Raw genomic sequence first — 20306 nt, forward strand, 5'->3', positions numbered from 1 at the left:
GATCTTCAACCATGAGGTCGGAGACCGGCCGCGCCTGATGCTCGATCATGTGATGCTGGTACGGAAAGAATCGCCTGGCGCCCAATAGCCGCCCGGACGGAGAACCGACTATGCGAATCACCGACATTCGCTCGCTGCTGCACCATCCCGCACGGTTGACGTTGATCGAGGTTCACACCGACGCCGGAATCGTGGGGCTGGGATCCACGGGGTCGCCGCCGGGCATGATCGAGTCCATCATCGACGATCCCGGCGACGGCCTGCGTCAGCTTGTGGTGGGTGAGGATCCCGGCGACCCCGAGGCGCTTTGGCGGCGAATGGCTGAGCGATGGCCGGCCCAGCGCGGGCGCGCCGACCGCGGCGGTCTCCAGGCGAATGCAATGGGGGCCATCGACATGGCGGTGTGGGATATCGCCGGCAAGGCCGCCGGCAAGCCGGTGCACGAGTTGCTGGGCGGCGCTCGTCGCGACCGCGTGCTGGCCTATGGCTCAGCGTCCACGATGTTCTACGCCGCGAGCAAGAAGAGCGACGAAACGGCGCGGGAGCGCGAGCTGCGGCACAAGCCGCCGGAGGAGATCGCCCGCGAGTGCACCACGCTCCGCGAGCAGGGCTTCAGGGCGGTCAAGTTCGGCTGGGGCAACGACTTTGGCGACGAGGGGATGGCCAAGCTCGCCGCGGCCCGCGAGGCGCTGGGGCCAGATGTTCGGCTGAGCGTCGATTTCGGATGTCCCGCGTATTTCGATCCGTCCTGGAGTGTCGAGCAAGCGATCGAGGCTGCCCACAAGCTCGAGGCATACGACGTGTACTTCTTCGAGGAGGCGTTGCACCCACTGGACGTGGACGGCTTCGCCGAGGTAACGGCGGCCACGTCCGTCCACATCGCCACCGGGGAGAGCCTGACCACGACCGAGGAGTTCGAGCCGTTCATCCGGCAGCGCGCGCTCGACATCGTGCAGCCGGACGCGGCGCAGATGGGTATCACGCAGACGTTTCAGGTGGCGCGCGACGCCGAGGCCGCGGGCATGATGTGCGTGCCGCACGGCCCGTGGACGGTCTTCACCGTCACTTGCCACACGCAGATCCTGAGCGTGGCGGGCCTGGAACCCATGATCGAGTACCCGGCGCTGGTCAGCTATCGCGGCGAGGGCCTTGTCACGCAGCGAGCCACGGCGCTGGCCAACTACGAGTTGGTAGAGACGCCGCCGGAGCTGGTGGACGGGCACGTGGTGCTGCCGCAGGGACCGGGCTTGGGCCTCGGCAACTTCGTGCCGGAAGCCGTGGAGCGCTACCAGGCGCTCATGGAGGAAGCGGCGTCGATGTCTTGACGGCGCAGTCTTGATTCCGGCGCATTTGGCTCCGCAGCCGGCTCCCGCCGGCTCGCGTACCATCGCATCCGATCGCCTGCCCACCTGAGGCGCCATGCGCATCGCCACCGGCACCATTGCCCACGAATCCAGCACATTTACGCCGATTCCCACGCCATACGAAGCGTTCTCCGAAGGTTCGGCCCTTGGCATCGTGCGTGGCCAGGAGATCCTGGAGGCGCACCGCGACACCAATCGCGAGCCCGCCGGCTATCTGGACAGTGCCGAGGAGCACGGGTTCGAGCTCGTGGGGTTGCTGTGGACCGCGACGCAGCCGTCAGGCCCAATCGAGGCTTCGGCGTGGCGCCGCTTGAAGGGTGAGTTCGTCGAGCGCTTGCAGGCCGCGATGCCGGTCGACGGCGGGCTCTTCGACCTGCACGGCGCGATGGTCGCCGAGGGCGTGGAGGACGCCGAAGGCGATCTGCTCGAGGCCATCCGCGAGGTCATGGGACTCGACCGCCCGGTCTTCGTGACGCTCGACCTGCACTGCAACATCACGCCGCAGATGGTCGAGATGGCCGACGTCATCATCCCGTGCGACAACTTTCCGCACACCGACCTGCGCGAGCGTGGGCGCGAGGCCGCCGACCTGATCGTGCGCACCCTTCGAAGTGAGATTCGACCGACGATGAGCTGGACCCAGCTGCCGCAGCTCTGGGTGGCGGGGCAGTTCACCGGGCTGGAGCCGTTCAAATCGATCATCGGGCGGGCCCACGAGCTGGAGGCCCAACCGGGCATCCTCACGGCCTCGGTCGCGCCGGGATTCACGTGGGCCGACATCGAGCACGCCGGCTCCTCGGTGATCGTCATCGCGGACGGGGACCAGGCGCTGGCCGACCGCGAGTCGCGCGCGCTCGGCGAGTGGGTGTTCGCCCAGCGCGAGCACTTCGACGCGCATATGGTGAGCTTCGACGAGGCCGTGCAGTCCGCGCAGGCGATGAACAGCTGGCCGGCGGTGATCTCGGACCCGCAGGACAACCCCGGCGCGGGAACCCCCGGCGACTCCACCGGTATGCTGCGGGCGTTCCTCGAGGCCGACCTCCAGAACGCGCTGCTGGCGTGCGTGTGGGATCCCGAAGTGGCGGCGGCCGCGACGGCCGCCGGGGTAGGGGCGGAGCTGACCGTCGATGTGGGCGGCAAGTCGATCGCCACGCAGGGCGCGCCGGTGCCCATGACGGCGACGGTCGAGCACCTGTGGGACGGCAGATTCACGGTCGAGGGGCCGATGCATGCCGGAATCCTCGAGGACTATGGCCCGACGGCAGTGCTCCGTCGCGGCGGCGTGCACGTGGCCGTGATGACCGAGCGCAGCCAGATCTACGACCTGGAGCCGATTCGCAAGATGGGGTTCGACCCGGCCGCGCTGCGCTGGATCGGCCTCAAGTCCATCAATCACTTCCGGGCCGCGTTCGCGCGCGTCTCGGACAGCATTCACCGGGTCGAGTTTCCCAGCTGCCAGCCGCACGACGCCCGCAAGCTTCCCTATAGGCGCCTGCGAAGGCCCATCTGGCCGCTGGACGAGGACGCGAGGCTCTAGCCAGCGGACGACGACCGGCGATCCTCTCCGGGTTCCAGAAATGTCATTCCGAAACGAAGTGAGGAATCTAAGGACGCTGCGCCGTCTCCCCGCCCCTTAGATTTCTCGCTCCGCTCGAAATGACAGCTCAGTTCGTTTGCAAGCCAAGTGCTGGGGCAAAGGACTAGTTAGATCTTCTCCTCGCGGCGATCTCTCTCGATGAGGGCCGGATCGCGTTCGGACGGATCGCCGTAGCCGCCGCCGCCCGAGGTCTGCATGGAGATCACGTCGCCGGCGGCCATCGGCATGTTGGAGACCTTGTTCGGGAGCCGGCACTCGTCTTTGGAATCGGGGTTCAGCACGTAGCGACCCGACACGCCCGGCTCGCCGCCGAGCATGCCCAGTGGGGCGAACTTGTAGTGGTCGCCCAGCAAGTTCATCCGGGCGCCCTCGACCAGCACGCGGATGTCACGCCGCAGCCCCAACCCGCCCCGGAATTTTCCGGCCCCGCCGGTGCCCGGCAAGAGCGAATAGTGCTCCACGCGGAGGCGCGGATTCGACTCCACCACCTCGATCGGCGTTGTCGCCAGGTTGTGGACGTGGGCGCTGTAGGCATCCAATCCGTCTGCGGTGGGCCGCGCCCCCCAGCCGCCAACCTCGATTTCGAAGTGGACCCAGGGCGCGCCGGTGTCGGGGTCGAAGCCGCCGATGTTGCAGATGTTGCTCGCGCCGTAATAGCCGGCGGTGACCCGGTCGGGAATCGCCTGCACCAGCGCCTGCATCATGGCGTCCACGATCCGGTGGCAAGTGGTGACCCGGCTGGCCACCGGCGCCGGCGGTCCAGCATTCACCAGGGAGCGCTCCGGCGCCCGGACCGTGATCGCGCGGCGCCAGGCGTCGTTCTTGGGGATGTCCTCGCCGATGGTCGCCATGGCGACGTACATGACGCTGCTGCGCGTCATCTCCATCGTGGCGCTTACCGGGCCGGCGGGTTGCGGCGAGGTGCCGGCAAAGTCCACCTCCAGCGTGTCGCCGCGACGTGTGACGGTGGCCTCGATGCGCAGCGGGTCGTCCGTGATGCCGTCGTCGTCCACGTGGTCGACGCCGCGATAGGTGCCCTCGGGGATCAGCGCCAGCCGTTGCCGCACCTGGCGTTCGGTGCTGTCGAGGATCTCGGCCATGGCGGAGCGGGCCGTCGCGGGGCCGTACTCGTCGGCCAACGCATGCAGCGTCGCCTCGCCGAGCGAGGTGCAGGCCCACATGGCCGTCAGGTCGCCGCGCAGCTTCTCGGGTTCCCGGACGTTCAAACCGATGAGTTGCAGCAGCTCTTCGTTGACTTCGCCACCCCGAATGATCTTGCTGGGCGGAATGCGCAATCCTTCGTGATAGATCTCGGTGGCGGAGGCCAGATACCCGCCGGCCGCGCCACCGCCCGTGTCCAACATGTGGCCGATAGCGCCGGCAAATCCAATCAGCTCGCCGCCGCTAAACGCCGGCCGAAGCACGATGTAGTCCGGCAGGTGCTGGGCCTCACAGGCATAGGGATCGTTGAGGAGCACAACGTCGCCGGGCTGCCAGTCGTAGCCCGTCCGGATCAGATATCCCATGGGCGCGGACATGGTCATCATCTGGAACGGAATCTGCGACGACTGGGCCACCATGCGGCCTTCGACGTCGAATATGGCGGTTGAGTAATCCAGCACCTCGCGGATCACTGTCGAGAACGAGCTCTTCCAGAGCGTGACGGCCATTTGCTCCGCGCCGGCGACCAGCCGGTTGCGGATCAGCGCGAGAGTGATCGGGTCGACGGCGGCACTCATTCCGACAGAATCTCTAGCACGATGTCGCTCGTCGCGTGCACGTGGGCAGATGTTGCGGGCGGCACCACCAGCGTCGTCTGGTCTTGGATAACCAGGGCCGGACCGTCGATTTGGTCGTCGCGGCCAAGGCGTTCCCGCGCGTATACCGGCGCGTCGTGGGTCTCCCCGGCCCAGATCATCGACTGGACACCGAGTTGGCGCCGGGCCAGCGGCTCCGCTGGGAGTGCAAGTTCGGTTGCGCCGGGCCGAACCGTCCGGGCCGTGATGCTGGCACGCAGCGTGACCCACTCGATCGCGGCGTCTTCGTCACGATGCCCGTGCAGCCGGGCGTGTTCTCGATGGAACTCCCGATTCACCGCGTGCCGCAGGGCATCGCCAAACGCCGGCGGCTCTTCGAGCCACACCGGAACTTCGTATGCCTGGCCGCTGTAGCGGACATCGACGCCGAGACGCGCGATGATTGCCTGGTCCCTGAAGCCGGCATCGCGAAGCTCGTGCGCGCCCTGGTCGCGCATGTGGGCGAAGCGTCGCTCCACCTCGGGAAGCTCAAGATCGCTTTCGGCGCTGAGCATGGCCGTGGAGAAGTCGCGTCGAGCTTCGGCCACGAGCAGGCCGCGCGCCGATTGCACCCCGGCCTCCGGTGGAATCACGACCCGGCTGCAGCCGAGCTCGCGCGCGAGGTCCGCCGCGTGCATGGGGCCGGCCCCGCCGAACGCCACCATCGTGAATTCGCGCGGATCGTGACCACGCGCCACGGAGACAAGCTCCAACGCCCGTCCCATTTTCGCGCCCGCAAGTGCAAGGATGCCTTCCGCCGCGCCCTCGACGCTCATTCCCAGCGGGCCGGCGACGTATTTGGCCACCGCCCGCCGCGCGGCGCCAATGTCCAACTGGATATGTCCGCCGGCAAACCGATCGGGTCGCAGGCGTCCGAGCACGGCGTTGGCGTCGGTGGTTGTGGGACGCGCACCGCCGCGGCCGTAGCACGCCGGCCCCGGCTCCGCGCCGGCGCTGGCCGGACCCACATAGAGCGAGCCGCCGGCATCCACGCCGGCGATCGAGCCGCCGCCGGTGCCAATCTCGACAAGGTCGATCACTGGGGTGCGAAGCGGATAGCCGGTGCCGAAGCCTCCGTGCAGTCCCCCGCCGATCTCGTAGTCGTTGTTGATGGTCACGTGACCGTCGCGGATCAGCGTGGCCTTGGTGCTGGTGCCGCCCATGTCGAACGAGATGACGTTGGACGCCCCCAACCGCCGTCCGACCTCCGCGGCGGCGATCACCCCTGCCGCCGGTCCCGACTCGACGATCGAGGCCGGCTCGCGGGCCACGGTGGCGGCGGGGGCCATGCCGCCGCTGGATTGCATGACCGAGAGCGGGGCGCTGATGCCACGTGTGGTGAGCCGGGAGCCGATATCGCCGATGTACGTCGCGACTCGCGGCAGAACCGCCGCATGCACCGCCGCCGTGCTGAAGCGCTCATACTCGCGATACTCGCGGCACACGGCGTGGCTGGCGACCACCGGCAGGCGTGTCTCCCTCGCGATGACGGCGGCGGCTTCTCGCTCATGCTGCGGGTAGCTGTAGCTGTGCAGAAACGCCACCACGATCGCCTCAGCCCCCAGGTCCTTTAGCCGATGCGCGGCGCGCACCACGTCGGCCACGTGAAGGGGTTTAACGATTGAGCCGTCGGCGCCAATGCGTTCGCGCACCTCCAGCCGGTGCTCGCGCGCGATCAAGGTTGGAGGCTTTTCCAGGAATAGGTTGTAAAGATCGCGTCTTTGGTGACGCCCAATCTCCAGCACGTCGCGAAATCCCCGGGTCGTCACCAGGCCCAGCCGTGCCGTGGTTCCCTCGAGCACGGCGTTGGTGGCGACGGTAGTGGCGTGGACGATCTCGCGAATCTCCTGTTCGCCGGCGTCATCCTGCCAACGCTCGAGCACGTCCAGGAGACCTTCCGCCGGATTGGCCGGCGTGGTCAGGACCTTGGCCGACCACGTGCGCCCGTCGTCCGCGACGGCAAACAGGTCTGTGAATGTGCCGCCGATGTCGATGCCAACGCGAGTCAATCTGCTGCCCGCCGCCTGATGTCGCAAGGTGGGATTGTAGTCGCGACCCGCCTCCACGATGGCCGCCTATACTCGCCTCAGGCGACCCCTGGAGACCGTTTGTGATCGAGGTCATCGAGTCCGGTCTCGTCTACCGCAGCCCGGTTTCGCAGTCGCCGCCGCTGCATACGTGGCACCCGACGGCCGTCTTGCTCGATTCGGGTGAACTGGTGGCCGCCTTCGACATCGCCGACCATGCCGAGAGCCTGGACTACGCGACCTATATCGCCCGTTCGACCGATGAGGGGCGCACCTGGTCGGCGCCGGCCCGGATGTTTCTCGACTCCGTCCAGGGCCGGGTCACCAGCTTCGCGCGTATTGCTCGCGTGGGCCCAGGCGAGCTGATCGCGACCGGCGCTCGAGCCTACCGCCGACCCGACGACGACAGCCTGGTGAACCGCGACACGTTGGGATTCGTGCCGGTCGACCTGGTCATGCTGCGCAGTGCTGACGGCGGGCAATCCTGGAGCGGCCCGGAAACCATCGAGCCGCCACTGGACGGACCGTCGTTCGAGATTTGCCACGCGGTGATCGTGCTGCGCGACGGCCGTTGGCTTTGGCCCACGGCTACCTGGAAAGGCTGGGACGGCGACGCGCCAAACGGCATGAAGGCCATCGCGCTGGTCTCGTTCGACCAAGGTGCGTCCTGGCCAACCTACTTCGATGTCTTGGATCAATACGACCGCCACGTGTTTTCGTGGGAACAGTCCATCGTGGAGCTTCCCGACTCCCGGCTCTTGCAGGTCGCGTGGGCCTACGACGAGGTTTCGGGACACAGCGAACCGACGCCCTACGTGATCTCGGCGGATGGCTGGAAGTTTTCGGAGCCACGGGCCACGGGCTTGCGGGGGCAAACCACCAAACTGCACGTGTTGGTGGACGGCACGGTGCTGGCGCTCTACCGACGCGACGACCGTCCCGGGCTATGGGCCCAGCGGGTCCGCATCGATGGCGAAATGTGGATCAATTTGGAAGACCTGGCCGTCTGGCAGGGCGCGCCGTCGGGCATGGCGGGCGAGGGCACCGGCGCCGACGAGCTGGTGGATCTTCAATTCGGATTTCCACAGATGCTCTCATTGCCGAACGGCGACGTGTTTGCCGTCCTCTGGTGCCAGGAAGACGGCATCCGCAACATCCGCTGGTTCCGCCTTCGGGTCACCTAGTCCCGGGCTGGGATTCGGCTTACCGCTTTGGGCGCCTAGGCCGCTCCAGGGAATCCGCCCGTGCCGGAGACCGTGCGGCCAACTGTCACGCCAGGTGCACCACCGCATGCTTCCAGGCCGGAATCGTGATCTCAAACGCACCGTCGTTGACCGGAATCTCTGCCTTGGTGAGCAAGTTGCGCACGGAGTTGGGGCCGCGCTTGGGGCGGACGGCGACAGCGGCGGCGGAGCGCTCGAGGTTGAAGAGAAACGCCACCTCTCCGCCCATCGCCGATCCGCGGACCACCGGCACGACGCCCGAGCCCTCGATCGTCAGAGGCGCTTCAATTGAAGCCTCTTGCACGTGTGGCAGCACCAGGTCTGGGTGGCCGGCGTCGCCGAAGCCGGCCGACAGCGACAGCCCCCACCAGGTGAACCGTCCGTCGGCGCTGCGCACGGCCACCGTTTCGCCCTCGAGCGAGGCAATGGCCGTTGCGCCGTTCTTGGGCTCGAGGACGGCGTAGCCGCAAGGAGTGCTAATCGAAATGGTTCCAGCCGGCGCGTGTAGCACGTTTCGACCATCCATGATGTCCTGCTCGGTGATGGCGTTGAAGTCCGCCACTCGCACGCCGAATCGCTCGGCGAAGCCCTCCGGGGGGGCGTAGGACGATTGTCCATCGGCTGAATACAGCCCAAAGCTCCCGTCCGCCACGAGCTGTACATCCGGGTTGTCGCTGAGGGTCTGCTCGATGCGTCGGCGCAGCTCGTCGGTCATGAGCGCCGCGTTGGTCAGATGGATCAGGCGGTACGGCGACCAATCCATGCCGGGTGACACGATGTCGACCGGAATGCCGTTGGCCCAGAGCGTGCGGTGGACGCCGCGCACGTCGTCGAGATAGCGGTCGTCTTCGTCGTTATAGGAAAACAGCTCCTGTGACTCGGACTGATAGACGACGGCCACGTCCGCGGTGTCGCACGTGAGCGGCAGGTGGTCCTCCATGCCGGCCATCTGGCACAGCGCTTCGGTGGTGGATTGCCAGCGGGCGGTGGGCTGACCGTCCAGGGCGATGAGGTTGTAGCCGGGGGACTCGAAGCTGAAGTACTCGGGGCGATACTGCCAATACATGGCGCCCGCGCCGCCCGAGGCCAGGCACATCCACAGCAACATGGTGGGTTCCTCGGGCGCCGACTGCTTGCGCCAGGTCACGCCGCCGCGCGACATGCCCGAGTAGATCTCCTCATTCCACCAGCGGTTGTTCTTGCCGACGCTGCGTGACCAGTCGTAGCCGAAAGCCCGCTCCGACAGCTTGTACGGGTCTTCGGAAGTCAGCAGATTGTTGGAAGACATGGACATGCCCCAGCTGTCGGCGACGGGCGCGCACATAGTGTCTTGCGGTCTCGGGTACCAGGCGCCGTGGGAGCGCTTCTCGTGCACCGGGTCCACGTCATTGGCGACGTCCATGACCCACTGGAGATGGCCGGCCAGGTTCTCGTAGTGGAATTGCTTGTACAGCAGCATCTCGACGACATTCTGATTCGAGCGCGGCGGCTGCACGTCTTCCCATCGGCGATAGCGGCGGTGCACACGCGCGTTCAGCTCGTCGAGCGTGAAGCGCTCCTTGAGCCAGGCGTCGTAGCGCGCCAGCGTGCTGGGGCAATAGCACGGGAGGCCGTCGGACGTCTTGCTCCACGCTGCCGAGAGCGCGATGCCGTCCCAAAGGCCCCACACCAGCAGGGCCGGGTGGTCCTTGTATCGCCCGATCATGTGGCGCAAGAGATTCTCGCCGTATTCGCGCCACGCGGGATGGTCGTAGCAGTGGATCTGGCTGCCCTGGGGGTAGGCGGGGCTGGCGCTGGTCAGCGAGACGTGGTTGCGGTAGCTGACCACGCGCATGTCGGGGTGCTCGCGCGTCAGCCACTCCGGGCAGGCGCCGTGCGTGGCCAGCGGGAGGTCGAGCCACACCCGCAAGTCGTGCTTGTGCGCCAGATCGAAGAGCAGATCGATGTCGTCGGTCTCGTAGATGCCCGGGCGGGGTTCGAGATGGTTCCAATAGTTGAAGGTGCGAATGATGCGCATGCCACCGGCACGGATGCGGGCGAAGTCTTCGTCCCACAGCTCCGACTTGGGAACGGGCGCGCGGTAGTACTCCACGCCGACAGGAAACGGGACGCCGGGAATACCGAACTGGTTGTCGCTGGCCACGTCAACCCCTTGCTGGACGGCGCGTTCGCCGGCGGGTCGGCGAGACGATTCCGCGCTTGGCATGGTGGGGCGGCCGGCGCGGGCCGTCAAGGCGTGCGCCATGCGCCTGGTTCACGAATTGGCTGAGTCGCCATCACTTGACATAAATCTAGGGCGGGTGAAGCCGTGCATGCGCGATTGGCACGGGAGTCACGTTTTGGACCGGATGCCCGCAGGGGACGCGGCGCTAGCTCTTGAGCTGAAACACCGCCTCGACGGACAACGGGACGTTGCGCGGCATCGTGCCCACGCCCACTGCGGAGCGGACGCCCCGGCCTTCCGGCCCAAACACTTCACGCATCAGCTCGGAGCATCCGTTGACGACTTCGCCCGCCTGGTCCATGCCCGGCGCGGCGTTCACGTGTCCCAACATGCGCACGACCCCTTCGATGCGATCAAGCGAGCCGACGGCCCAGCGCGCGGCGGCCAGCAGGCCAATCCCCGCCGCCCGCGCCGCCTGTTTGGCCTCGGCGACCGAGTAGTCGGTGCCCACCTGCCCCGGACGCCAGGCCCCTCCCGGGGAGTGGCCCGAGACCCACACCAGGTCGCCCGTGACTACGGCCGGGATGTAAGGCGCGTCCGGAAGCGGCGGTGGCAGTTCCGGCAACTCGATACCCAAGGCGGCGAGGCGGTCCTCTGGCGACATGGTGACGCCCTTGACGGATCAGCAGCGCGGGATCAGTCTAGCGATATCGCCATCAGCCGCGAGGGCTGATGGCGGCTGCTAGCCCCCCAAGAGCAGGTCTGCGAGATTCCCGGCCCTGGAAGATTCTTCTCGATACATCTCCGTGTAGCCGCATTCGGCGCAAGACACCGCAATAAACCTCTTGCTTTGCATGTCGAAGAATCTGGAGTACTTGCCAGCAAGCCTCACGTCTTCTCGATCGCACATCCGACAATCGCATTTTGGGCACACGAAATCAGGTCTCACCATGACTTATCCTCGCCTCCCGCGCTCCCACGGTGACCGCTCGCCATCGTCTCGGGCAGTCTATCAGTGGTTTCGGCTATGCCTCCGCTCAGATTACCGGTCACGCTGGCCCTATCGTCCCCGCACCGCCTCGGTATTCCCTCACCCCACCGGCACTCTGACAAAAGGCCTGTTCCGTACTCGATACGTGCCCGGAATCCGGCTGCAACACGTCAAGGGCCGCACCACGCCGCCGCGGACAGGCTTTCCGCTTGCGTGAGGACGGGCTCGGCGAGCCACCTATCGCGGCGGGAGCCAACGCCTTCGTTTGTGTCGGACTGATGGGGCCTCAGGGACCCGGTAAATCGTGGGACTTCGGCCTGCGACTGCGTCCGGAGTCTCGCGTCGATGGAGCGCTGTCATGCCCACATCGGAAGGGCCGGCGCGACACCCTGCACTGAGTGCCTCAGCCATAGGATCGACTTAGGATACGCCCTCGTCCGAGTGGATGGTCATGCGCCGTCGCGTTCGACGATCTCAACGTCGAAGGCCATTTTGTTGTCGAACCATGCGACGCCTTCCTTCACCATTCCGATGATTAGGGAATATTGGCCGGGGTGTGTTGGCGTATCGATGGGACCGGAGAAGGTATACGCCGACCCGGGCACGACCGGGTCCCAGCGCGAAAAGCCATCCAGGTCAATGAAGAGCCGGTCTTCGAGCTGCTGAGGGGCGCTTGAAGGGGATGAACTGCTTTTCAGAGTCCACGAGTATCCCAAGCGATAGTTGCCATCCCATTCTTCGGACCCTCGATTTGTCGCTGAAGCAACGACGCGGACGGACTCGCCGGAGACAACGATCTGGGTGAGCTCGAACACCTGCACCTCGGTGTCCAAGACCGGGTTCCAAGCTGGGGCATCGAACGTCTCGGGCGGCCGCACGGTCACGGTCGCCCTCGCCAACTCGAATCCCTCGAACCCCAACACCAGTCGATAGGAACCGGGAACCTCAGGGGCGCTGAGTCTCACGGGGACCGCGACGGCTCCCGTTGCCGGGATAGCCGGCGGCGGCTGGAATTGAGCGACTCGGGTCAGCGGCGCCGAACCGGAACTCGGCTCCCAACGCACGTCGAGCTCGTAGGTACCCTGCGGGACCGGGCTTAGCCACGGTGTGGCGTTGGCGTTGAACAGGTTGAGAGGCGCGACCAGCTCTCGGCCTGCCGCAAGGTCGGCCAGAAACACTGTTCCCAGAATCGTGTCCCAGGACGACACGGGGCTGGTGTATCCCTGTTCCCCTAGACGGAGCACGACGAACCGCCCCACGTCGGTCCGCGACCCAGCGACCGGTATGTCCGCAAGAGCCCGCGTCCAAGCTCCCGGGCTGCCCTTGCGCATTTCATCGGTATTGAGAATGACCGTCCGAACTCCCAGGGCGTGGAGCGCTGCGTAGATTCGCGGAGCCTCGGTGTGATTCAGCCCGTTGACCAAGCCCGCCAGGTGCTCCTGAGTCGGCGGAATGTAGCCGTTGTATCCGTTCAGAAGCGGCAGCACCGAGCTCTCCGCGCTCCACGTCATATATCTCGACTTCGTTTCCGGATTCTTGAGAATCGGGACCACGATTGCCGGATCGCGCGGAATCGTCCGAAGATAGGCCCTTAGCTCACTCTCTTCCGGCTGCTGATGAAGGCTGAAGGACGGCCGGCCGGTGTCCAGAGCCAGGAGGACGACTGCCGCGGGTACTAGCAGCAGTCGCCACTGCCCGAAGCGACCGGCCAGAGACCAGATCGCCGCAAAGCCTATGCCGGCCAGGATGCTCAGCCCGAGGTGAACTCCCAAGGCCCAGCGGTTGACCGCCCGCAACGACTGGACGCCCGGAATATGCTCGAACACGAACGCATAGGGAAGCGAGATGTCGGTCAACTCCCCCTCCCAATGCAGTATCGGCCCAAGAGACAACACGAAGCATGTAGCTGCGATCAATGCCGCCAGGACTATGGCCATTCGTTGTCGCGTTTTCGCCACTGCATACACCAGACCTAGCGCCGCGAATACAGCGCCCATCAGGCCGGAAACAAAATATGGAGGATAGGAGGCGGCATCGGTCCAGAAGGCCGATTGAATCCACCATCCGCCTCCCCATGAGCTCAAATACTCCGGCAGCACACCGGACTGATTCACGGTCTCGTCAATACGTCGTATTGCGCTCCACGACAGATAGAACTGCAGGTATCCGAATCCAAGCAGCGCCGACAAGGCGAGAGCCGGCAAACCGCCCAAACTCAACGATCGTATGGCATGAAATCTGCCACTCTCGAAGCGACCCCACAGCAGGCTCACGAGAATGAACAACAGAAAAATCCAAGCCGCAAAGAACCCCCAGTAGATGGAAGTGGCAAATTGCAGGAACAACGACATCGTCGCGCCGAGAAAGTTCTTGCTGGGACTCTCTTTGAGGGCTCCAAACAAGTACCAGAGCATGAGCGGCGTCCACCACGCCATCAACAATTGATGATTGGGAATAAACAGCTGCGGCAGAATTGCAAAGCCGAAGACGGCTCCCGCAAACATCCCGGCCACCCAGCTGTCCGTAATTCGCCGCACGAGAAGGTGCATGGCCCAGCCATTGAAGACGAAGAGAGAGATGTACATGACGTTGAATCCGCCTGCGGGTCCCAGAATCCAGGCGGCGACGATGTAGACGGGAAGCGATCCCAAGAGGAGATCGCCAAAGAAGAGAGCGCCAGGCGTCAGATAGTAGAAATTGCCATTGAAGAAATTCGGAAGATCGTTGAAGATCGCGTAGCGTTGCCATTCCAAAAGTGCATGTATCAGGATTGGATCTGATCCGATGTATATCTTGTGTCCGGTCAGATTTGATGCGAGAGGCCATGTGAATATAAGCGTGGCAATCGCGAATACAATTGGTGGGATAAAACGAGCTCGATCAACGCCTCGCGCTTGATGTCTGGCGGGCGGCTGACGCTGGTTGACGGCGTTGATCAGGGGAGAGGATTCCAATTGGTTTGATGCGTGGATAGTAGCAGCGAGCAGATGCGGGACCGTGCGCTGACGGAAACCGCTCGACTCGGACAATGTGCGCGCCCGCGGTCCGCCGCATACATTGTCGACCATGCAGCGTCCGAATGTCCTGATCGTCACCACGCACGACACGGGACGGTTCGTTGAGCCGTACGGCGTCGCCACCGTGGAGACGCCAAACCTGAATCGCCTGGCGGCTGACGGCGTGCGGTTCAATGCCTACGCCACGGCGCCGCAGTGCTCGCCGAGCCGGGCGAGCCTGACGACCGGCCGCTATCCCCACGCCAACGGCACCATGGGGCTCACCCACGGCGAGCATCGCTGGGACCTGCACTCCCATGAGCGCACCATCCCGCAGATTCTGCGCACGGCCGGCTACCGCAGCGGCCACTGGGGCGTGGAGCACGCCGCGCGCGATCCTGACCGCATCGGCAACGACTTCTACGACGAGGGGCGCGAGATTGCATCGATCGTTGGCGGGATGGCCGCGTTCATCGACGCCGATACCGAGCGTCCGTTCGTGGTGCAGATTGGCCTCACCGAGACTCACCGCGTGAGCGATCACGGCTTCGGCGGCGCACCGTTCGATGCTAGGGGCATCACCGTGCCCGCCTATCTGCCGGATGCTCCGGACACGCGCACCGACCTGGCCGACTTTCAGGGCTGCGTCAGTCGAGCCGACGCGCAGGTTGGCCGAATCATCGCGGTGCTGGAAGAGCGCGAGCTGCTGGATGGGACGCTGGTGCTATTTGTGAGCGACCACGGCATCGCCTTTCCGCGGGCGAAGTGCACGCTCTATGACCCTGGAATTGAGATCTCACTCATTGCTCGCCTCCCGGGAACTCCGTTGAGCGGCGGTGTTGCACCTGACGGCATGGCCAGCATCATGGACGTCGTGCCGACCCTGATCGACTTGACCGGTGCCGAGGCCCCGGCCGATCTGCACGGCGCCTCGTTGCTGCCGCTGGCTGCCAGCGCGTCGCCGGGTCACGCCGAGTTGTTCGTGGAGAAGACCTATCACAGCTACTACGACCCCATGCGCGGCGTCCGGTCCGATGACTGGAAGTACATCCGAAACTTCGAGGCCGGGCTGGGTGTTGAGGTGCCGGCCGACGTTGCGGGTGGCGGTGCCTATCGTGACCTGGCCGGCCTGCTGGAACCGTCGGTGCACGCGCCTGCCGAGCTGTACGACCTGCGGTCCGATCCCAATGAACGGACCAATCTGGCCGGCCACACGGACTACGCAAGCATCGAGGCCGAGCTGGACGCCAAAGTGGCGAACTGGATGCGCGAGACCGGCGACCCGCTCGTCAATGGGCCGGTACCGTCACCGTTCTATCGTCGGGCTGTTCAAGGGCTCTTAGGCTAGGCGTGTGACCATGTCGGTGACGCCGGTCGCGACTGGGGACGTTGCCACTCGTGTGCGCAAGGTATAGCCGTCACTCGGATCCTCAAGTCCTCGCGGAGTTCTTCAAGTCGGCGCCGCTCGAGCCGGCTGTCGCGCCGCCGCCAAACTTCAACGTTGCGCCCACGCAGCAGTCGCTGGTGGTGCTGGATGATCCTCGACGCCTGCACGTCATGCGCTGGGGGCTCATTCCCGCGTGGGCCAAGCACGCGAGATTCGGCGCTCGCACCATCAATGCGCGCGCCGAGACGGTGGCTGACAAGCCGGCCTTCCGTGCAGCCTTTCGCGCGCGCCGCTGCCTGGTGCCGGCCGACGGCTTCTACGAATGGACAGGGCCCCGCAACAAGCGCCAGCCGCACTACATTCACCGTGCCGACGGCCACCCGCTGGCCATGGCCGGGCTCTGGGAGTGGCACGCTGAGTTCGGCCTGTCGTTCACGATCATTACCACGGCGCCCAGCACCTGGATGTCGGCCGTCCACAGCCGTATGCCGGCGATCCTCGAACAGGGCGACTGGGACGCCTGGCTCTCGGCCGGCGATGACGATCCGGGGTGGCAGGCGGCCCTGTTGCGACCGGCGGCGGAGCAGGTGCTGCGGAGGCACCCGGTCAGCCGCGACGTCAATGCCGTGGCCAGCAGCGGGCCCGAGCTGATCCAGCCCATTGCCGCGCCGGAGTCGCGCATGTCGCCAGACAAGGATTCGCAGCCGACGCTCTTTGGAGGCAACGGAAAACTTTGACCATCCAATGGCCTGGCACAGCACGATGGCACGTGGGCGCGGCGAGGCGCCGCGGCCGGCGTGAGGGGGAGGCAAATGCCTGATCTACGGTCCGAGCTTGCCGAGCAAGGCTACGTGATCATCAGGCGAACGATTCCGCCCGAGCGACTGGATGGGCTCCGGGCGACGTTCGAGGTCCTGGTGGGGCGGCAACTCGACCGATGGCGGCGCGAGCGGGACGCGGCGGGCCGGTGGCCGGACAGCTACTTTGCCCGTCAGCCGCGAGTCCTTATTCAGAGCGTGGTCGACGCGTCAACTGCCGAGGCGGTGGAGCTATGCCTGGAGGAGGGCACGCTGGGCGTGAGCCGTCGGCTGATGCAGGCGCCGCACGCCGCGCCGACGCTGATGTCCCTGATGTGCAACCCCTCGGAGGACCACGGGCCGGATCGCTGGCACCGCGATATCCGACCGGCGTCGCTCGCTCCGCTGGCTGGATTGCAGCACGACGCGCAAGCCAATGGACCGGCATATGTGCAGTGGAACATTCCGCTCTACGACGATGAGGTGCTGTGGGTGGTTCCCGGCAGCCACTGGCGCGTGAACACGGACGAGGAAAACCGCATTCTTGCGCGCGATGCTTCGGTGCCCCTGCCCGGCGGCATCCCCGCGGAGCTGAACGCAGGCGACGCCGTGGTGTACCTCAACACGATGCTGCACTGGGGCAGCGACTACAGCACCAGGCTGCGCCGCACGGTTCATCTCGGCTACCGAGCGTTTGGCGCCGCCATCTATCCGCACGCCCACGCGTTCAACTGGGACCTTGGCTTCACGAGCCGCCTGTCCGCCGACACGCGCCGACAGTTCGAGTTCTTTTTCGAGCTGCACGCATCCGAGCGGCGGGTGATTGAAGCGTTGCTTCGCGCGGCGCTCGAGCGGGATGCCGATGAGTTCCAGCGACAGTTGACGATTCTTCATCCCGGCGTCGAGGCTCGCATGGTGGCCCTGGTGCTGCTGTCCAAGCTCGTCCTGCGGCTCGCCGGCTTGGCCCGGACCGATCGTGCCGGATTCGATCGGCGCAAGGACATTGCGGAAGCCTTCTCCGCCGGCGAGATCGAGGCGATTGAGCGCCGGTTCGCCGCGCTGGATGCCGCGCTGCGCGCACCGGCCGACCACCTCGTGCCGGGCTTTCAGGACGGCCCGGCGGGCTACGCAAACAACGATATGCCGGCGGGATTTGGCGTCGACGAGTTCATCGCCGGTTGGGGCGCGGCCGCCTAGCCGGGTGACGCCGGTCCGATTCGCGTTTCGGCCGGCGTCCTACATGCCGGGAGCTACGTCCTCGTCCTCGCCTTGCTGCGTCGCGAAGAGGGATTGATAGCCCCCTGACCAGTCCGGAGGAATCTGGCAAGGGCGCGGATCGTGGTGGGCATATCGGGCCGGTTCGCCGCGCACGATTGTGCCGTAGAAACTCGACATAATTGGATTGTAGGTGTAGGTGAAGGCATCGGCGGAGGAGTAGGCATAGAGCAGCAGCGGCCGCCCGGTGTCCGATTGGTTCGGCGGCGATCCGTGAACGGTGCGGCAGTTGTGGATCGTCAGTGAACCCGCCGGTCCGGTCATGTATTCGACGTTCTCCAGGTCCAGGTTGGCCGCGTCGGCGTCGGAAAGCGCGCCGTTCCAGGTCCCGTCGTCGTTGTAGAGGTCGAAGAGCGGGCCGTTGTGGCTGCCCGGAAGGCCGCCGAGCGGTCCTTGATCCGGACCGCAGTCGTAGAGCAAGGTGCCGATCGTTGCCGGTGAGTAGTTCGTGTGCGGCCAGAACTGAACGTCCTGGTGCCACTTCACCTCTTCGCCGCCTTCCGCCCATTTAAAGTTTAGCTTCGAGTGGTGAAACTTCACGTGGGGCCCGACAACGTCCGCCGCCACGTCGGCCACGACTGAGTCCGACGCGAACTCCCAATATACGGGGTGTTGCTCGACGGGGCTTGTCAGGCGGCGCAGCCGGGGATTCTCGGCGGTGTGATCCGGCTCGAGGTCCCAGACTGCATCGGATTCCGTGATTTCGCGGCTCCGCTCAACAAAGTCATTCGTGACATCGCGCAGCCGCTCGATCCACTCGTCGGGCACGGCGTTCTCGACGATGACATAGCCCTTCTCGAAGTACGACTCGCGCTGAGCCTGGGTCAGCACGCGCGGCGGATGGGAGAGGATCTGCTCTGGCGTCATGTCGTAGCCTCCGAGGTTCGCGGACCCGTTGCCATCAGCGTATCTGAGTATCTCGAGATTCGCTCGTCGTGCGGAACGCTTCCCTCTCGGAAGGCACGGGACGCCGGTGCGGAGCCGTTCCGGCGTTGGTCGCAATCTGTGCGATCATCCCTAGCGCACTCCGGCATTCAGCCAAAACGCCTGCGATCTGAATGACAACGAACGGTTCAACAACCAGCGACATCACGCTGCAGCACGTCTCGTCGCAGCCAACCCTGGTCGTGCGCTTCAACTTCGGCGGTCGGGACGTGGCCGAGCTGATGGGCCACGCCCTGGATGCGGTGCAGGAGTATCTGACGCGCGCGCAAATGAGCCCCGTGGGCCCACCGTTCACGCGCTACCTGGCGATGACCGATGAGGTCAAGCGCGCCGAAACGGGATTCCCCGTGGAGTGGGCGATCGAAGGCGGCGACCTGGTCGTGGCGAGCCAGCTTCCCGCCGGACGAGTGGCCCGCATGATCCACACCGGGCCTTACGAGAACCTGATGGACGCGCACAACTCGATGGTGGATTGGATCCGGGATCGCGGCCTCACGCCGGCGGGCGGTCCCATCGAGATCTACCTCAACGATCCGTTCGACGTCGAGGATCCTTCGGAGTACCAGACCGAGATCATCTGGCCCATTGAGTGACGCGCGGCGGGTGGAGGCCGTTAGCCCCACGTCAGGCTGACACCCGCGCCTCAGGTCTCTAGACGGCGGGTACCACCACGGGCTCGACCTGGCCAGAGTCGATTGAGCGGTTCATGGCCAGCACGACTGCCAGACTGCGCATGCCGTCGGCATATGTGCTCAATATGCCGGAGGTGTCTCCCGTGCGTACCGCATCCAGGAACGTGACCATTTCCTGGTAGTGCATGAAGTCGGGCGGCGCGTCGAGCGGCGCGTCAGGCTTGCGCGAGCCGTCGCGGCCCAAGCTTGGGGCTCGAGGAAACGCGTCGTTGACGACGGTTCCTTCACCCTTCGGATCGCCGATGGTGCCGAATACGCCTGGTGCGTTTCCGGCGGGTTCCAGCTCCAGGTGGAAATCCGGGCCATTGAACTCGAACTTGGTGTACCCCCAGGGCGCCGCCCATGAATGCACCTGGTAGCCCACCGCACCGGATTCGAACTGGATCGTACTGACGGCGGTGTCCTCGACCGTAAAGCCAGGACCCTTGGGGCGCGCCACGTTGCTGCCGAACGCGTGGACACTCGTGATCTCACCGACGAGAAAGCGCATGAGATCGGCGTAATGGATGGCCTGGTCTAGCAAGGGGCCGCCCGAGCGAGCTTTGTCAAAAAACCACGGACGGAACCCGCCCGTGAGCGCCGGGGCGCTGAGATAGGTGCACAGCACAAGGCTTACTGTCCGGCCGGCGAGCAGCTCGCGCATTCGCTGAACCGGCGGCAAGTAGCGCATGTTGAATCCGGCCATGCACACGATGCCGCTGTCGCGCACGATGTGGGCCACGGCCTGTGCGTGCTCCAGGGAATCTGCCGGCGGCTTCTCACAGAAGACCGCGACATCTCGCTCAGCCGCCCGCTCGAACACTTGGCGTCGGATCCCCGGCGGCACGCAGATGAGCACGGCGTCCAGCCCGCGCTCCGCATCGAACATGGCGTCGACCGACGGGTATGTGCTGGCGCCGGCCCGGCTTGCCAGCTTGGTGGCTTGGGCGTCGTCGGCATCACATACGGCGACGACGCGATTTCCGGGAATGAACTCCAGGTTTGAGTAGTGGCGCCTGCCAATGCTTCCGGCGCCAATGATGCCGATTGCGAGTTCGTCGGATGGCGTCATG

14 protein-coding genes are annotated in these 20306 nt (G+C 65.5%); 7 read left to right on the top strand and 7 right to left on the bottom strand.

From position 1 onward, the window contains the following. Window positions 1-110: 110 nt before the first annotated feature. Together OXG33_13725 and OXG33_13730 are read left to right on the top strand one after the other, a co-directional pair. A complete protein-coding gene (locus tag OXG33_13725) occupies window positions 111-1325 on the top strand; it encodes a mandelate racemase/muconate lactonizing enzyme family protein (protein ID MCY4114973.1) in 1215 nt (404 codons plus the stop codon). A gap of 94 nt (window positions 1326-1419) precedes the next feature. Next, window positions 1420-2901, top strand: a complete 1482-nt coding sequence (locus OXG33_13730; GenBank protein ID MCY4114974.1) for a M81 family metallopeptidase — start codon at window positions 1420-1422, stop codon at window positions 2899-2901. Between the two features lie 167 nt (window positions 2902-3068). On the opposite strand, the gene OXG33_13735 is transcribed toward OXG33_13730, so the two are convergent. Then, window positions 3069-4700 carry a hydantoinase B/oxoprolinase family protein gene (locus OXG33_13735; GenBank protein ID MCY4114975.1) on the bottom strand — a complete coding sequence of 544 codons (1632 nt, stop codon included), beginning with the start codon at window positions 4698-4700 and terminating at the stop codon, window positions 3069-3071. Further along, the gene (locus OXG33_13740) at window positions 4697-6766 is read right to left on the bottom strand and encodes a hydantoinase/oxoprolinase family protein (GenBank protein MCY4114976.1); all 2070 of its coding nucleotides are present in this window, start codon (window positions 6764-6766) and stop codon (window positions 4697-4699) included. Before OXG33_13740 ends, OXG33_13735 begins: the two co-directional genes overlap by 4 nt. Before the next feature lie 101 nt (window positions 6767-6867). Between OXG33_13740 and OXG33_13745 the strand changes: the two genes are divergently transcribed. Beyond that, complete coding sequence (locus OXG33_13745) at window positions 6868-7968, top strand: sialidase family protein (GenBank protein MCY4114977.1); 1101 nt, start codon at window positions 6868-6870, stop codon at window positions 7966-7968. Window positions 7969-8053: 85 nt separating this feature from the next. Here the strand turns inward: OXG33_13745 and OXG33_13750 are convergent, their stop codons facing one another. The 3 genes from OXG33_13750 to OXG33_13760 all read right to left on the bottom strand — a co-directional run bounded on the left by OXG33_13750 (window position 8054) and on the right by OXG33_13760 (window position 14230). Beyond that, window positions 8054-10252 carry a beta-galactosidase gene (locus tag OXG33_13750; protein MCY4114978.1) on the bottom strand — a complete coding sequence of 733 codons (2199 nt, stop codon included), beginning with the start codon at window positions 10250-10252 and terminating at the stop codon, window positions 8054-8056. Window positions 10253-10376: 124 nt separating this feature from the next. Then, window positions 10377-10835: a RidA family protein gene (locus tag OXG33_13755; GenBank protein MCY4114979.1), complete on the bottom strand. Its 459-nt coding sequence runs from the start codon at window positions 10833-10835 to the stop codon at window positions 10377-10379. A gap of 776 nt (window positions 10836-11611) precedes the next feature. Beyond that, window positions 11612-14230, bottom strand: coding sequence for a hypothetical protein (locus tag OXG33_13760; protein ID MCY4114980.1), 2619 nt, complete (start codon window positions 14228-14230; stop codon window positions 11612-11614). Here OXG33_13760 and OXG33_13765 point away from each other — a divergent pair. From OXG33_13765 to OXG33_13775, 3 genes are all read left to right on the top strand, one after another. Continuing rightward, window positions 14229-15506 carry a sulfatase gene (locus OXG33_13765; GenBank protein ID MCY4114981.1) on the top strand — a complete coding sequence of 426 codons (1278 nt, stop codon included), beginning with the start codon at window positions 14229-14231 and terminating at the stop codon, window positions 15504-15506. The two genes, OXG33_13760 and OXG33_13765, sit on opposite strands and share 2 nt — an antisense overlap. 50 nt (window positions 15507-15556) lie before the next feature. Continuing rightward, a complete protein-coding gene (locus tag OXG33_13770) occupies window positions 15557-16282 on the top strand; it encodes an SOS response-associated peptidase (protein ID MCY4114982.1) in 726 nt (241 codons plus the stop codon). 75 nt (window positions 16283-16357) lie between these two features. Next, on the top strand, window positions 16358-17539 hold the full coding sequence (locus OXG33_13775; GenBank protein MCY4114983.1) for a phytanoyl-CoA dioxygenase family protein: 1182 nt from the start codon (window positions 16358-16360) through the stop codon (window positions 17537-17539). A 39-nt stretch (window positions 17540-17578) separates the two neighbouring features. On the opposite strand, the gene OXG33_13780 is transcribed toward OXG33_13775, so the two are convergent. After that, window positions 17579-18484: a phytanoyl-CoA dioxygenase family protein gene (locus OXG33_13780; GenBank protein MCY4114984.1), complete on the bottom strand. Its 906-nt coding sequence runs from the start codon at window positions 18482-18484 to the stop codon at window positions 17579-17581. Between the two features lie 191 nt (window positions 18485-18675). Between OXG33_13780 and OXG33_13785 the strand changes: the two genes are divergently transcribed. Next, on the top strand, window positions 18676-19155 hold the full coding sequence (locus OXG33_13785; GenBank protein ID MCY4114985.1) for a GyrI-like domain-containing protein: 480 nt from the start codon (window positions 18676-18678) through the stop codon (window positions 19153-19155). Between the two features lie 58 nt (window positions 19156-19213). On the opposite strand, the gene OXG33_13790 is transcribed toward OXG33_13785, so the two are convergent. Next, a complete protein-coding gene (locus OXG33_13790; protein ID MCY4114986.1) occupies window positions 19214-20305 on the bottom strand; it encodes a Gfo/Idh/MocA family oxidoreductase in 1092 nt (363 codons plus the stop codon). Window position 20306 lies beyond the last annotated feature (1 nt).

The organism is Chloroflexota bacterium (assembly GCA_026708035.1).
GTDB lineage: Bacteria > Chloroflexota > UBA11872 > UBA11872 > UBA11872 > JAJECS01.

Coding starts and splice junctions, on each gene's coding strand:
- OXG33_13785 (MCY4114985.1), top strand. CDS start 18,676: ATGACAACGAACGGTTCAACAACCAGCGACATCACGCTGCAGCACGTC.
- OXG33_13730 (MCY4114974.1), top strand. CDS start 1,420: ATGCGCATCGCCACCGGCACCATTGCCCACGAATCCAGCACATTTACG.
- OXG33_13760 (MCY4114980.1), bottom strand. CDS start 14,230: ATGGTCGACAATGTATGCGGCGGACCGCGGGCGCGCACATTGTCCGAG.
- OXG33_13780 (MCY4114984.1), bottom strand. CDS start 18,484: ATGACGCCAGAGCAGATCCTCTCCCATCCGCCGCGCGTGCTGACCCAG.
- OXG33_13765 (MCY4114981.1), top strand. CDS start 14,229: ATGCAGCGTCCGAATGTCCTGATCGTCACCACGCACGACACGGGACGG.
- OXG33_13750 (MCY4114978.1), bottom strand. CDS start 10,252: ATGGCGCACGCCTTGACGGCCCGCGCCGGCCGCCCCACCATGCCAAGC.
- OXG33_13775 (MCY4114983.1), top strand. CDS start 16,358: ATGCCTGATCTACGGTCCGAGCTTGCCGAGCAAGGCTACGTGATCATC.
- OXG33_13790 (MCY4114986.1), bottom strand. CDS start 20,305: ATGACGCCATCCGACGAACTCGCAATCGGCATCATTGGCGCCGGAAGC.
- OXG33_13725 (MCY4114973.1), top strand. CDS start 111: ATGCGAATCACCGACATTCGCTCGCTGCTGCACCATCCCGCACGGTTG.
- OXG33_13755 (MCY4114979.1), bottom strand. CDS start 10,835: ATGTCGCCAGAGGACCGCCTCGCCGCCTTGGGTATCGAGTTGCCGGAA.
- OXG33_13735 (MCY4114975.1), bottom strand. CDS start 4,700: ATGAGTGCCGCCGTCGACCCGATCACTCTCGCGCTGATCCGCAACCGG.